Raw genomic sequence first — 14511 nt, forward strand, 5'->3', positions numbered from 1 at the left:
GTGAAAAGTCATCAGTTGTGTAGCGCAGCAGTCATAACGCAGTGCGCAAGAATATCACAGCGAGGCAAACGGACTCTGCGCTGAAACCGACCTGGCGGGAACCTCAGGGCGAATACGGCTGACCTAGTAGCGCGGTCAGGTGCGCTTCGACACTCAAAGGCAAGGTTTTCAGGTGGTAGCCGCCTTCCAGCACCGAGACCAGCTTGCCGCCGGCATGTCGACGCGCGATGTCCATGGCCAGTGTGGTAATCCAGTAGAAATCCTCGTGATCGAGCGCCAATTGCCCCAATGGATCGTCCCGATGGGCATCGAAGCCGCTGGAGAGCAGTACCAGTTGGGGCCGATGTCGCTCTAGCGCCGTCAGCCATTCTCGCTCGACTGCCTTCCGGAAATCGAGGCTACCGGTGCCGGCAGCCAACGGCGTATTGACGATATTGGGCCAGTCTCCAGTCAGATAGCGCCAAGGGTAGAACGCCTCCTGATAGCTACTGCAGACCAGGATCGCCGGATCATCGTGAAAGATGTCCACCGTGCCATTGCCCTGGTGGACATCGAAATCGAGGATGGCGATGCGCTCGATGCCATGGACGGCGCGAGCGTGAGCCGCCGCCACCGAGATGTTGTTATAGAAGCAAAAGCCCATCGCCAATGCTCGTTCGGCGTGATGCCCGGGGGGCCGAACGGCGCAGAAAACATTATCGGCGCGGTCGCCGCAGACAAGATCGACGCCGCGGATGGCAGCCCCGGCGCCTAGTGACGCCGCCTCCAGTGAATGGGGCCCCATCCGAGTGTCGCTATCGAGCTGCTGGAGGCCGCTTTGCGGCCGCTGCGCGTCCAGTGCACTGAGGTAGTCTGGCGCATGCACGCGCTCCAACTGGAGCCTCGTTGCCGGGCCGGGCTCGGACTGCATGGTCTGCTGGAGCAAGCCACTCAGCATGAGTCTGGCGCGAATGACTTCGAGACGCATCGGCGACTCGGGATGATGAGAGCCCATGTCGTGCAGCGCGATATCGGGATGCGTGAGATACGAAGTGATCATTGAGACTCGCCGGCCGGTTCGAGGTCGCTACATTCTGAGCCAGAGCGGCGGCGGCGTCACACCGCCACGCATCGACTTTGGTCTATGAGCTAAACCTCGGCGGTCTGACCGTGTAGGGTTGAAATCTTCATAGCCGACGTCGTGAGGTCCATTGTGGCCACGCAGTTTTTGCGCCGATTTTTTGCTCCTCGTTCCCTGGTGGTGATCGGAGCCTCCCCCAAACCCGAATCCATCGGGGGGATGGTGCTGCAGAATTTGCTCCAGGCGGAATTCCCCGGCCCGCTATGGGCGGTCAATCCGCGGGGCTACAAGGAGGTTCATGGCGTGACCTGCTTCCGACGTATTGCCGATCTCCCCGAGATACCGGACCTGGCAGTGGTCTGTTCACCGCTGGAAAGCGTACCCGACGTGCTGGAGCGGTTGGGCGACAAGCAGGTCCGCGCGGCGCTGATCGTCTCGGGCGGGGCGTCGCTCGACCCCGACTCGAAAGCTGGCGCCACGCTGCGTCGTCGCTTGCAACGGGCGACTCTACGTTCCGGCATGCGTGTACTGGGCCCCGAGTGTCTCGGCGTTGCCGTTCCTTCCCAGCGCCTCAACGCGACCTATGCCAGCCAGCCGATCGCCGATGGCAGCGTCGCCTATTTGGGGCAGTCTGGCATGCTGGGCAACGCCATGATCGACTGGGCCGCCGGGCGCGAGATCGGTTTTTCGCATCTCGTGACGCTGGGCGATAGCCTCGACGTTCAACTGCCGGATGTCATCGACTATCTGAACCAGTCCGGTCGTTGCCGTGCCTTGTTGCTGCATCTGGAAGATATCCGCAACGCGCGTCACTTCATGACGGCGCTACGCGAGTCGTCGCGCAACCGACTGGTGCTGGCGATCAAGAGCGGGCGTACTCCTGAAGCGACGCTGAGTCCGGTGCCGGCGACTGCCGGAATCGAACGCCGTGACGGGATCGTCGATGCGGCCTTGGCTCGTGCCGGTGTGGTGCGGGTCGCGGATTCCGACGAGCTGTTCGATGCGCTGGAAACGCTATCGAGATTCAAGCCACCCAAAGGTGATCGTCTGGCGATCGTTTCCAACGGCGTGGGCCCGGCGTTGCTGGCGATCGACAAGTTGATCGATGGCGGCGGTCTGTTGGCCGAGCTCAGTGAAACATCTGCCCAGGCATTGATTACGCAGAAGCTGGATATCAGCCGGCCGGGGCGCAATCCGGTCGATCTCGGGGGCAGGGCTACGCCGGATGACTATCTCCGGGCGCTGGAGATCGTGACCCGGGACGCTAACGTCGATGCAGTTCTGGTATTGCACGCCCCGACACGCCTGGCACCGTCGCTGGAGACCGCCAATGCGCTGGTCGCGGCGCGCCAGCGATTCCGGCATCGACTGCTGGTGAGCTGGATGGGGCTGAAGGAAGCACTCGATGCCCGCGCTGCCTGCAACCGCGCTGGCATTCCCAGCTACGTGTCACCGGAAAAGGCCGTGAGAGCTTTCCTGCATCTGGTGCGCTACCGCCAGGTGCAGCGACTGCTGCAGGAGACCCCGCCGTCGTTGCCGTTCGACTCCAGTGCCGAGATACGCCAGCGCTGCCATGCGCTCGTCGATGATGCCTTGGCACGCCAGCGGGGCCGGTTGACCCATCAAGAGACCGGAGAGGTTCTGGCAGCCTACGGTATCGAGTGTGCGCCCAGCGAATACGTGTTCGACCTGGAACAGGCGGAACGCGCCACCGAGCGGCTGCAGGGGCCATGGGCGGTCAAAATCGTTCACCGGGACAACTGTGAGCCGTTTCGCTACTGGGGGAAATCCCGTCGGACGGCGACCTCGTTGATTCAGGATCTGGAACAGCCGGGGCGCGTGGTGGACGCGGTCGTACGGCTGGAGTCGCATGTCAGCGAGATGCTGCCGGATAGTCCGATTTACAGCTACTGCCTGCAGACCATGCAGCGCGGCAAGGGATCGCTGCAACTCTGCGCCGGCATTACTCGGGATGCGGAGTTCGGACCGGTCATCGTCTTCGGCAGCGGAGGATACAAGATCGACGTCATGGCCGATCGACAGACAGCGTTGCCGCCGCTCAACCTGCGTCTGGCGCAGGAGTTGATCGATCGTACGCGAGCCGGTCGGTTGATTCGTGAACACAGTCACGATCCGCAAGACGCCGTGGCCTGGGTTTCCCGGTTGCTGGTCAAGTTATCCCAGCTGGCTTCGGATCTACCGCGACTCAAGGGCCTCGAGATCAATCCGCTGCTGCTCAATCAGGAAGGCTTGATGGCGGTGGATTTTGCGCTCGACCTGGGAGAGCCTTCGACCCAGGCCATCATGCCGTATCCGGAACAGCTGCGAGAAACGGTGGCGCTAAAGGGCTTGGAGGTCGAAATCCGTCCGATTCGCGGTGAAGACGCGCCGTTGATCACCCATTTCCACACATTCCTTTCCGAGCAAAGCATCCGCTATCGCTATTTTCACCACAAGGCAGTGCTGTCGGTCCGGGATCTGGCCCAGCTGAGCCAGATCAATTACGACCGCCAGATGGCATTCATCGCGGTGCGGCGGCGTGAAGAGGTCGATCACACGGGAACGGGTGGTACAGAGATGGCTGACAGCGCGCCAGACAGCGAAGAGATGCTTGGCGTCGTGCGGGTCTGGAACGATCCCGACAATATACGCACCGAGTTTTCGATCATCGTCAGGGACGATCTTCACGGCGTTGGCCTGGGGCGCTGCCTGATGCAGAAAATGATCGATTACAGTCGGCAGGTAGGAACGCTGGCGATGGTAGGGACGGTGCTAAATGACAATTTGCCGATGCGGCATCTGCTGGCAGGGTTGGGGTTCGGGCTGCGGACCAATGTCGAGGAGGGCGTGCTCGAAGCCACGTTGCGGCTGAACGACCCCAAGAGTGAATGGCAGCGCCATCGGCTGGAGACGGCACTGGATTGAGCGTGGAGGGGAAGCAAAACGGCGGTGGAAATTGAACGCCCATTCAATTATAGGATATTGTCGTTTGAAGGGTTATTGATAAAACCGTATGATACGAAACCTAACAACACTAACAGATACCGTTCGACACCCGTCTTAACGGCGGTGTTAAGGACTTCTTCTGCTTTGCCAACCTAGGCCTGACATGACCGAGACACAGCAAACCAAGATTCAAGTGCGAAACTTGAGCAAGGTGTTCGGCGACGACGCCAAGAAAGCGCTCAAGTTGCGTGACGAGGGTCTCAATCGCGCCCAGATCCTCGAGAAAACCGGGCAGACGCTCGGTCTTTCCAACATCAACTTCGACGTCCGGGAAGGTGAGCTTCTCGTCATCATGGGGCTTTCCGGCTCCGGGAAGTCGACCCTGATTCGTTGCCTGAACCGACTGATCGAACCGACAGAAGGCGACATCATCATCGGCGGGGAGAACATTCCCCAGCTCAACGACAAGGCGCTACTGCATTGCCGTCGTCGGCATTTCTCGATGGTATTCCAGAACTTCGCGCTGTTCCCGCATCGTACGGTGCAGATGAACGCCGAATACGGACTCGAAATTCGGGGCGTTGCCAAGGCCGAACGGGCTGAGAAAGCCAAGAACTCGCTCAAGCAGGTCGGTCTCGACGGTTGGGAGCATGCCTACCCCAATCAGCTTTCCGGTGGTATGCAGCAGCGTGTCGGACTGGCCAGAGCTCTGGCCAACGATTCCAGCGTGCTGCTGATGGACGAAGCTTTCTCCGCGCTCGACCCGCTGATCCGACGCGACATGCAGCAGGAATTGATCGAGCTGCAGCATCGCATGAAGAAGACCACCATCTTCATCACTCACGATCTCGACGAAGCGCTCAACATCGGCGACCGCATCATTCTGCTCCGGGATGGCGAAATCGTGCAGATCGGTACCCCGGAAGAGGTGCTGACACGGCCTGCCGATGATTACGTCGCGCGCTTCACCGAAGGGGTAGATCGCTCGCGAGTCGTTACGGCGCGCCGTGTGATGCGCCCGGTCCGTGCCACGGCACGTCACGATGACGGCCCGCGAACCGTGCTGCGCAAAATGAGCGAGAACTCGCTGGATTCTATCTATGTCGTCGATCGTGAGCGCAAGTTGCTGGGAATCGTGGAGGCGGAGGGCGTCGAAGAAGCGGCAAAGGCCGGCAAGGATTCGATTCGTGATCTGCTGGAAACGGATTTCCCGCATGTGAATCCGGAAGAACCGCTGGCAACGCTCTATCCGATGTTCAAAGGCAAGAGTTTCCCCGTGGCGGTCATCGATGACGAGCAGCGCTTGCTCGGCGTGGTGGTCAAGGGTGCCGTACTCGAACAACTGGCGCAGACGGGAGAACAATGATGGACTTCGATATTCCAAGAATTCCGCTGGGCGACTGGATCGAGACCGGACTCGATTTTCTGACCACCGAGTTCTCCGGTGTGACCCGGGCGATTTCCCGAGGGACGCAGGCTGGCATCAATTTGCTCAACGATGGGTTGATGTGGCTGCCCGAATGGGCGGTGATCGCGCTCGTTGCGCTGCTGTGCTGGAAAGTCGGCGGCCGTCGTCTGGCGATTGGCGCCTTGCTGGGCCTGGGCTTGATCTGGAATCTCGGGCTTTGGGATCCAATGATCCAGACATTGACACTGGTCGTCATCGCCACGTTGATCGCCATCGTGATCGCCTTGCCGCTGGGGATTCTGGCGGCGATATCCGATCGTTTCTACCGGGTGATCATGCCCATTCTCGATTTCATGCAGACGATGCCGGCATTCGTCTACCTGATTCCGGCCATCCCGTTTTTCGGTATCGGCTCGGTATCCGGCATCTTCGCCACGGTGATCTTTTCGATGCCGCCAGCGATCCGCTTCACCACGCTCGGGATTCGGCAGGTGCCGAAAGACCTGATCGAGGCGGCGGATGCGTATGGCTCCACACGTAGCCAGAAGCTGGTCAAGGTTCAGTTGCCGCTGTCGCTGCCAACGCTGATGGGCGGTATCAACCAGACCATCATGCTGGCGCTGTCGATGGTCGTCATCGCGGCGATGATCGGCGCCAACGGGCTGGGCAGCGAAGTCTGGCGGGCTATCCAGCGGTTGCGTCCCGGCGAAGGTTTTGAAGCCGGTATCGCGGTGGTCATCATGGCGATGCTACTGGACCGTTTGACGCAGTCTCTTAGCGGTAGCAAGAAAACGAAATGAGCATGGGTAGAAAGTAGAGCAAGAGTCTGATGCTGTCGGCGGCTCGTCGGCAGTATGAGTTGCGGTACGCAAACCACAAGAAGGGGAAAGTCGATGACACGCAACGTAATGTCGCAAGCCGCTCGCTATGGTGCCTTGATGATGGCAGCCGGCATCAGCATGACCGCTGGGGTCGCCCAGGCGCAGGACGACAAAGGAACCATCAAGCTAGCCTACGTCGAGTGGGCATCCACGGTAGCATCCACCAATGTCGTTCGTGCCGTGCTCGAGCAGCAGGGCTATGATGTCGAGATGGACTCATTGGGTGCCGCCGTGATGTGGCAGGCCGTGGGTACCGGTGATTCTGACGCGATTCTGTGTGCCTGGTTGCCTACCACTCATGGCGATTACTACAAGCAGGTCAAGAGCGACGTCGAGGACTTGGGAACCAACCTGGAGGGGACCAAGCTTGGACTGGTAGTACCGACTTACACCGACATCGATTCGATCGATCAACTGAACGACCATGCTGACGAATTCGATGGCAAGATTGTGGGGATCGATCCGGGTGCGGGTCTGATGTCACAGACCGAAGGTGCCATCGAGACGTATGGCATCGATAATCTGCAGCTGCAGTCGAGCAGCGGCCCCGCCATGACGTCAGCACTAGCTAGCGCGATCCAAAACAAGGAAGACATCGTTGTCACCGGCTGGACGCCGCACTGGATGTTCGCACGCTGGGATCTCAAGTATCTCGACGATCCCAAGAAGGCCTATGGCGATGCCGAGCACATCGATACGGTCGTGCACAAGGGCTTGAAGGAAAGGTTGCCTGGAGCCTACGCCATTCTGGATAACTTTCACTGGACGCCGGAGCAGATGGGCGAAGTCATGCTCATGAACCAGGAAGAGGGTTCGGATCCCTACGAGAACGCCAAGAAATGGGTCGACGAGCATCCCGACGTCGTCGCTGAATGGACTGACGGCACTGCCGAATAACTCAGCGTGGCGTCAGTGGCAAAAGAACGCCCGGTCGAATGGCCGGGCGTTTCTGCGTTCAGGTATCGCGCAAATTGTCTTAGCGAGAGCTGGCGACCATTATCGTGATTCAGGGTGCCAGCCGAGTGCGATGCCACTCCAGCACCTGGCTGCTCCGGCGCGTGTAGCGTACGCGATCATGGAGTCGGCTGCGCTGACCTTGCCAGAACTCGACCGCGAGCGGTTCGAGAAGATAACCGCCCCAGTGTGGCGGCCGTTCGACTTCTTGATCCGAGTACACCTGTTCGAATCGCGATAGCCGCTCCTGCATCCAGTCTCGGTCAGGAATTTCCACGCTCTGCTGCGAGACCCAAGCCGCTAGCTGGCTCTTGCGGGGTCGGCTGGCAAAGTACTCGTCCGACTGCTGAACGTCGATTTTCTCGACACTGCCTTCAATGCGGACCTGGCGCTGTAGCCCTGGCCACCAGAACACGACCGCGGCGTTGGGTACATGGGCGAGTTCGCTGCCTTTCTGGCTTTGATAATTGGTATAGAAGCGAAAGCCCTGCGGGTCGAATCCTTTCAACAACACGATGCGAGCGTGGGGGTGCCCCTCGCTGTCGACCGTTGCCAAGGTCATCGCGTTGGCATCCAGTCCTTCGATCTCGATGGCCTGGTTCAGCCAATCCTCGAACAAGGGAAGTGGCGTATCGGGGGTATTCTCTGGCGCCAGGGCTTCGCCTTCGTAGTCCCGTCGCATACCGGCGAGGTCGCTCATCAGTTGTTCTCCGTGCGAACGCTGTGAATGGTCATCATTGTAGCCTGACGGCGGGGGTGATGATGCCCCTCGAATCTTAGTCATTAGCCTCAATTCTTGGCTGCGGTCATCAATCCGGTCCGGCGTATCACCGTTCCGGCTCAACGTGGCATTAACCAAGCATGGCGTGAAGTGCCAGCACCAGACCGCAGCAGCACCAGCCCAGCAGGGCATAGGGCAGGTTCCAGCGCAGCATGTCGCGTACGGCAATTTGGTAGCGCACGCAGATGGCCAGATTGCTACCGGACAGCGGACTACTGCCGGTTCCCAGCGCCCAGCACATCAGGAACAGCATGCCGAGCAGGGTAGGATCGGGATGCAGCGGGGCGATCAGCGGCGCCAGCGTCGCGATACCGATCAGTGGATGGATGCCCGTAAAAGAGATCACCACGATCGTTCCCAGCGCAAACCAGGCCTGCCAGTGACCGAAATGATCGATCGGCAGGTCGAGTCCATCAGGCAGACTGGCCAGTAGTGCGGCTAACCCCGTAGAGATGACGCCTGCGCCCAGGAACAGCGCGAACTGTGGGGCCAGTCGCTGTAGCCCATGGGTGAACTGGTGATGCATGCGCTCGCGCCGGTTGTCGCGTGGCATCAGCAGAAACGAGAACAACGGCGCAACGATGGCAATGATCAGGGGAATGGACAGATTGGGCCAGGATAGGTGCAGCGCGATGACCACGATGGCCAACATACAAGGCATCAGCAGCGCGCTTTTTTCGATCGGATAGCCGACGAACGGGGTGTTCAATCTCCAGATGTCGATCCAGTTGAGCGTCAGAAGGAGGGCCGCCGCCAACAAGCCCCAGGGCAGCAGACTGAGATAATCGAGCCCCGGCGCGTAGGTCAGGGCTACTCCCATGGCGACGAAAAAGGGCGACCAGGCGGCGGCGGCGGTAAAACCACGTCCGACGATGAGCGCCTGCGAACGAGTCAGTCTGCCCTCGTGCTGCATTCGCTCGCCAAACAGGAAGACCACCGAAAGATTGATCGCCGCGCCGAACAGATGCGCCCCCAGCATCGTGCCAAGCATGCTGCCCGACCGCTGATCATCGGCTTGGGTTGGCGGCGTCGCCATGGTCAAAAAGCTGACCCCGGCGAACATCATCAGTAGTGACTGGTTGATGGTCAGCGCATGCAGCAGCGGATAGGGTGTCCCGCGTATCAGCGCTACCGTCCACAGCAACAGGCCGGCGCCGAATAGGGTCCCGGCTTGGCGACGCGAGGTTCGTGGCAGCTTCCGGAATAACCGAAGTGTGGCCAGCCAGGCCAGTATCGCCGCGGGCCAGATTGGCCAGTCCAGGAGATTGCTGGCCACGCTGAGCACCAGCATGGCCAGGATCAGAACACTGGATGGCCTCACGAGGTGGGGCGATCGATCCGGCCGCGCAAGCGAACGTACCGATAGGCCATGATCGCCAGGGCGGCGGCGGCCAGGATCTCGGCGCCGACCAGTACCGAGCCACCGCCTTTGGCGACGATCATGAGGCCTTGAACGACGTAGAGCACGCCTAGTGCCGTCAACCAGATATGGCCACGGCGTCGCTGCATCAGCAGTGTCGGCAGAAACAGTACCAGCGGCAGGATTCTTACCAGTAGCGCCGCCGCCTGAGCATGCTGCTGCACGTAATGCCAGATACCGCTGGCGACCAGCAGAGCCAGCAGCGCCAGGTAGGCAATCCAGACCGCGCGGCGGGCGCTATTCAGAGCCGTGGCGTCAGCCGGCTGGGATGATAGTCCGTTCATGAGCGCAACGCCCGCATCGATTCGAGCGCCACAGCGAGCTCGGCAAGACGACGCCCTTGGGCCGTGGCCAGACGTCGCTCATCAGCATCGACTTCTCGGTCCGCATTGGGTCCGGCCAGGTGGCTGGTACCGTAGGGCGTGCCGCCGCTTTGCGTACTCAACAGCGTCGTTTCGCTATATGGCACACCGGCATAGACCATGCCGTGATGCAGCAGCGGAATGAGCATGGTCAGCAAGGTGCTTTCCTGACCGCCATGCAGGCTGGCTGTCGACGTGAAGGCGGTGGCCGGCCGATCTACGAGTGCGCCGTTCATCCAAAGTCCACTCGTGGTATCGAGAAAGTACTTGAGTGGCGCGGCCATGTTGCCGAATCGCGTCGGACTGCCCAACGCCAGGCCCGAGCAGTGGCGCAGATCGTCCTCGTCGACGTAAATGGCCCCCTCGTCGGGGATCTCCGGCGCCGTCGCTTCGCAGACCGGAGAAACCGGCGGCACGGTGCGAAGCCGGGCATCGATGCCTGAGACACTCTCGATGCCCGCGGCCAACTGCTCCGCGAGCGTTTTCGTTGCTCCCTGCCGTGAGTAGTAGAGAACGAGAACGTAAGGCACGGCCGAGCCGTTGGGGGCGGTACGATCAGTCATGAATTTCCCTCGAGCGCACTGGTGGTATCAATACAGGAACGCTAGATCAGTTGGAGAACGGCCTGGGGTGGGCGTCCGATCACGGCATACTCGCCATCGTCGGCGATCGGCCGTTGCATCAGGCGCGGATGTTCGACGATCGCATCGATGACTTGCGTACGTGTCGGCTCGTCGATGCCTCGCATTTGCCATTCCGTCTCTTCACGCCGCAGCATCTGGTCGGCATCGTCGCCCAGACGCTGGGCTAGCCCCTCCAGTTCTTCTCGGGAAAGCGGATCGGTCAGATAACGGCGTTCGACGACCGCAACGCCGCGCGACTCCAGCAAGGCGAGCGCTTCGCGGGACTTTGAACAGCGCGAATTGTGGTACAGCGTCAGCGTGGGCATCGGTGTGGCGGAACCTTCCATGTCAGTGCGGCGATGTGAGTGCGGCGATAGCCAGTACGGTAGTCGACATCGCAGTGGAGCAGAACCCGCATTGTAGCGGTTGTAGCGCAGCGGCCTCAATCACAGCCCGCGATGCCACGTTTCGGAGTTATTCCGGCAAGCGCCTGTAGACCCATGCGATGGTGCCGTCTTCGAGTTTGACGCTATCCCGCGTGTAGCGAATCCCCAGCCGTTCGTAACGATCCAAAGCTTTCAGGGCATCGGGGCTGACCGTTAGCACTTCTCCCGGCACCTCGGCACTCACCTGCGGCAGAATGTCGAGATCTTGTCGGCGGTATCCTTCCAGCGTGGCGGTGCGCGTGTTGGCTGGTGTCCCCATGATGATCCAGCGTAACCAATCGTGGCGCAGGGTGCCGTAGACAAAAACGTCCTGCTCGGGAACTCGCTCGTCGACGATCGCCGTTTCCGTTGGCTGATAGCCATAGGGGCTCATGAAGGTATACCAGAAATATCCGCCGCCAATGGCGACCCCCGCGATTAGCAGCGCGAAAAACCACGTGAGAAGCCGTCGTATCATGGCAGACCCTGATCTGTGTGAAGGAGCTGGGAAGGCGTCGCAGGAAATACTGTTGCCAGCATACACAATGTACCGATATGACATGGCGGGAGAAGAAACGACAAGACGTTGATTGGGCTCCCGAACCCCGTGCTAGCATTTGAAGTCGAAGCGTCAACGACGTTACTGACGGAGGAACGCCATTATGAGTTACGCACCCAACGACCACCAGGCATTCCAGGAAGCCTTGGGTAACGATGTGCAGCCTCTCAGAAAGGGTCGCGACAAGGCGACGCTCGTCCGTGCCCAAATGTCGCCGTCGGATGCCCAACTGGCTCGGCGCGAGAGTGCACAGCAGACCAGTGAAGACGAGCGAGACTTCCTGTCCGACGAATTCGTCGATCTGTTAGGCGCTCACGATCCGATCGAGTTCCGCCGTGACGGAATCCAGATTGGTGTGCTGGAAAGGTTGCGTCACGGAGGTTATGCCGCCGAAGCGCGCCTGCACCTGCTACGCATGCCGTTGATCGAATGCCGTCGGGCGGTATTCGGCTTCCTTCGCGATACCTACGAGCACGATCTGCGTAGCGTTCTCATCGTGCACGGGCGTTCACGCGATGACGATGGAAGGCCCAATGTCGTGCGTTCCTACCTCAATCATTGGTTGAAACAGTTCGATCAGGTCCAGGCATTCAGCTCGGCGCCGGCTCAGCAGGGCGGTCTGGGAGCGACCTTCGTGATGCTGCGCAAGTCCGAAAGGGCGCGAGCCAACAATCGTGAACGTCAGCAGAAGCGCCGCGGTTGAAACGACTTTCCTGAGTGAACCGGCTTAACGCCATGACCCCAGCCGAAGCCGGGGTCATCATTGTTACCGGTCAAGAAACGACGCCGCCTGTCGACGTTTCAGCGTTCTCTCAAACGCCGAGCAAAGAGCGGTTCACCGAGATCCACGGCCGGCTGATAACTGACGCTGAAAGCCTTGAGCGCATTCAAAGCCGGTTCGAGTTCCTGATCCTCGCGCAGCGCCAACGCATCGAAGCCACAGCGACCCATGTAGTAGAGCTGATCGATCAGCACGTCGCCGATCGCCCGGATCTCGCCGGTGTAACCAAAGCGCTCCCGCAATAGCCGTGCCAGCGTATAGCCACGGCCATCGGTAAAGGCGGGGAAGTCGATCGCAACTAGTGCGGCTTTCTCAATGGCGGCCACGAGTTCCGGGGTCAGTTCCGCGTCACTCGGCAACCATGGCGCGAGATCATCGCGATCTGCGTGTTGCAGCCACAACGTCAGCGGAACGATGGCGGGGCGCTGATCTGGTCCCGGTAGTGTTTCGTCACTGCGAGACAGCATCCAGGTGTCGGTCACGGGTTGACCGAGTTTGATGAGCGCGCTCGTCGAGGCGGCGGCTTCCTGGGTTTCTTGCGTATCCACAGGAGTTTGAACGTCAGACTCAAGCATAGACCCGCTCCTTGAACGCCTGATGGCCGACCCGGCGGTAGGTGTCGAGGAAGCGTTCTTCATCCAGGCGTTTTTCAACATAAACCTGAAGAACCTTATCAATGACATCAGGCACGTCTTCGCGGTAGAAGGACGGCCCCAGAATCTTGCCTAGCGAGACGTCGTCGTCGGCGTTGCCGCCCAGGGATATCTGGTAGTACTCCTCGCCTTTCTTGTCGACGCCGAGGATGCCGATATTGCCGACGTGGTGATGTCCGCAAGCATTCATGCAGCCGGAAATGTTCAGATCGATCGGGCCCAGGTCGTAGAGGAAATCCAGATCTTCGAAACGTTCCTGAATCGCCTGGGCAATGGGGATCGATACCGCGTTGGCCAGCGAGCAGAAATCACCACCCGGGCAGCAGATGATGTCGTTGAGCGTGCCCACGGTCGGGTTGGCCATGCCCAATGCATCCAGCTGTTGCCACAGCACTTCGATCTCGTCGACAGGGACGTCGGACAGCACCAGATTTTGTTCATGGGTGACACGCAGTTCACCAAAGCCGAAGGTTTCCGCCAGATCAGCCACGGCGTCCATCTGATCCGCCGTGATATCGCCCGGCGCCGCCTCGCGACGTTTCAAGGACAGCGTGACGGCCTTGTAACCCGGCACCTTATGATCCATGACGTTGTTGGTCACGAAGCGCGCGAAGGCACGATTGTCCTGACGTAGCTGATCAAAAGCGACGATCGCCGACTCCGCTACCGGCCGGCGATCGGGCTCGGGGAAGTGGGTGCGCGCTTCGTCGACCGCGTCGTCGTTGAGCGTCTGGCTGCCATCCTTGAGATGGGCCCATTCGGCTTCGACGCGACGAGCGAACTCCTCGACACCCAGTGCCTTGACCAGGATCTTGATCCGCGCCTTGAACTTGTTGTCGCGCCGACCGAACTGGTTGTAGACACGAACGATGGCCTCGAGATAGGTCAGCAGGTGCTGCCATGGCAGATCGGCACGCACCACCTCGCCGATCATCGGGGTGCGACCCATGCCGCCCCCGGCGAGCACACGGAAGCGCAGCTCGCCGGCATCGTTCAAGAACAGCCGCAGGCCGATGTCGTGTACATGAATCGCGGCGCGATCTTCGGTAGCGCCGGTAACGGCAATCTTGAATTTGCGCGGCAAGTAAGCAAATTCGGGATGTAGCGTGGACCACTGCCGAATCAACTCGCACCACGGGCGCGGGTCGACCACTTCGTCCTTGGCGATACCCGCGAATTGATCGCTGGTGGTATTGCGAATGCAGTTGCCGCTGGTCTGAATCGCGTGCATCTGCACCTTGGCCAGATCGGCGAGGATGTCGGGCACGTCTTCCTGCGCCGGCCAGTTGAGTTGCAGATTCTGGCGAGTAGTGAAGTGGCCGTAGCCGCGATCGTAGCGACGAGTAATCGCCGCCAGCGCACGGAGCTGATGGCTGCTCAACATGCCATAGGGGATAGCGATTCGCAGCATCGGCGCATGGCGCTGAATATACAGGCCATTTTGCAATCGAACCGGACGAAACTCCTCTTCACCGAGCTTGCCGGCGAGATAGCGGTCCATCTGGTCACGGAACTGCGCAACGCGCTCGTCGACGAGCGTCTGGTCATAGGAATCGTAGCGATACATCGGGCCTGATCCTGCTAGTCATGGATTGCCAATGAATGCACCTTACCGCGGGTGCTTTATTCTACAAAAGAATAAATGATCATAATTTATT

Annotated in this window: 14 protein-coding genes; 5 read left to right on the forward strand and 9 right to left on the reverse strand. The window is 60.1% G+C overall.

What is annotated here, in order from left to right; genetic code table 11:
* Nucleotides 1-103: 103 nt before the first annotated feature.
* A complete protein-coding gene (locus DOM27_RS11235) occupies nt 104-1039 on the reverse strand; it encodes a histone deacetylase family protein (RefSeq protein WP_110656071.1) in 936 nt (311 codons plus the stop codon).
* A 153-nt stretch (nt 1040-1192) separates the two neighbouring features.
* On the opposite strand from DOM27_RS11235, the gene DOM27_RS11240 reads away from it, so the two are divergent.
* The 4 genes from DOM27_RS11240 (at nt 1193) to DOM27_RS11255 (ending at nt 7192) form a co-directional block, all read left to right on the forward strand.
* Entirely contained in the window at nt 1193-3985 is a 2793-nt protein-coding gene (locus DOM27_RS11240) for a bifunctional acetate--CoA ligase family protein/GNAT family N-acetyltransferase (protein ID WP_110656072.1), read from the forward strand.
* A gap of 184 nt (nt 3986-4169) precedes the next feature.
* On the forward strand, nt 4170-5372 hold the full coding sequence (locus DOM27_RS11245) for a quaternary amine ABC transporter ATP-binding protein (RefSeq protein ID WP_110656073.1): 1203 nt from the start codon (nt 4170-4172) through the stop codon (nt 5370-5372).
* Nucleotides 5372-6214 (forward strand): ABC transporter permease, encoded by an 843-nt coding sequence (locus tag DOM27_RS11250; protein ID WP_110656074.1) that lies wholly within the window; start codon nt 5372-5374, stop codon nt 6212-6214. The genes DOM27_RS11245 and DOM27_RS11250 overlap by 1 nt, the downstream gene beginning before the upstream one ends.
* Nucleotides 6215-6307: 93 nt before the next feature.
* Entirely contained in the window at nt 6308-7192 is an 885-nt protein-coding gene (locus DOM27_RS11255; protein ID WP_110656075.1) for a glycine betaine ABC transporter substrate-binding protein, read from the forward strand.
* 109 nt (nt 7193-7301) lie between these two features.
* Here DOM27_RS11255 and pdxH read toward each other — a convergent pair whose 3' ends face one another.
* The 6 genes from pdxH to DOM27_RS11285 all read right to left on the reverse strand — a co-directional run bounded on the left by pdxH (nt 7302) and on the right by DOM27_RS11285 (nt 11338).
* Nucleotides 7302-7952 carry a pyridoxamine 5'-phosphate oxidase gene (gene pdxH, locus DOM27_RS11260; protein WP_110656452.1) on the reverse strand — a complete coding sequence of 217 codons (651 nt, stop codon included), beginning with the start codon at nt 7950-7952 and terminating at the stop codon, nt 7302-7304.
* A 148-nt stretch (nt 7953-8100) separates the two neighbouring features.
* Complete coding sequence (locus DOM27_RS11265) at nt 8101-9306, reverse strand: hypothetical protein (protein ID WP_245392680.1); 1206 nt, start codon at nt 9304-9306, stop codon at nt 8101-8103.
* Between the two features lie 41 nt (nt 9307-9347).
* Nucleotides 9348-9734, reverse strand: a complete 387-nt coding sequence (locus DOM27_RS11270; protein WP_110656076.1) for a DUF2069 domain-containing protein — start codon at nt 9732-9734, stop codon at nt 9348-9350.
* On the reverse strand, nt 9731-10375 hold the full coding sequence (wrbA, locus tag DOM27_RS11275) for an NAD(P)H:quinone oxidoreductase (RefSeq protein ID WP_110656077.1): 645 nt from the start codon (nt 10373-10375) through the stop codon (nt 9731-9733). The genes DOM27_RS11270 and wrbA overlap by 4 nt, the downstream gene beginning before the upstream one ends.
* A 41-nt stretch (nt 10376-10416) precedes the next feature.
* Nucleotides 10417-10782, reverse strand: coding sequence for an arsenate reductase family protein (locus DOM27_RS11280; protein WP_245392681.1), 366 nt, complete (start codon nt 10780-10782; stop codon nt 10417-10419).
* Nucleotides 10783-10909: 127 nt separating this feature from the next.
* A complete protein-coding gene (locus DOM27_RS11285) occupies nt 10910-11338 on the reverse strand; it encodes a gamma-glutamylcyclotransferase family protein (protein ID WP_157956756.1) in 429 nt (142 codons plus the stop codon).
* Between the two features lie 184 nt (nt 11339-11522).
* Here DOM27_RS11285 and smrA point away from each other — a divergent pair, with 184 nt between their 5' ends.
* Complete coding sequence (smrA, locus tag DOM27_RS11290) at nt 11523-12122, forward strand: DNA endonuclease SmrA (protein WP_110656080.1); 600 nt, start codon at nt 11523-11525, stop codon at nt 12120-12122.
* Nucleotides 12123-12220: 98 nt separating this feature from the next.
* On the opposite strand, the gene DOM27_RS11295 is transcribed toward smrA, so the two are convergent.
* Together DOM27_RS11295 and DOM27_RS11300 are read right to left on the reverse strand one after the other, a co-directional pair.
* Nucleotides 12221-12775 carry a DUF934 domain-containing protein gene (locus DOM27_RS11295; RefSeq protein WP_425353292.1) on the reverse strand — a complete coding sequence of 185 codons (555 nt, stop codon included), beginning with the start codon at nt 12773-12775 and terminating at the stop codon, nt 12221-12223.
* Nucleotides 12768-14420, reverse strand: a complete 1653-nt coding sequence (locus tag DOM27_RS11300) for a nitrite/sulfite reductase (protein ID WP_110656081.1) — start codon at nt 14418-14420, stop codon at nt 12768-12770. Before DOM27_RS11300 ends, DOM27_RS11295 begins: the two co-directional genes overlap by 8 nt.
* Nucleotides 14421-14511 lie beyond the last annotated feature (91 nt).

The sequence above is a fragment of the Salinicola halimionae genome (genome assembly GCF_003206065.1).
Lineage (GTDB): Bacteria > Pseudomonadota > Gammaproteobacteria > Pseudomonadales > Halomonadaceae > Salinicola > Salinicola halimionae.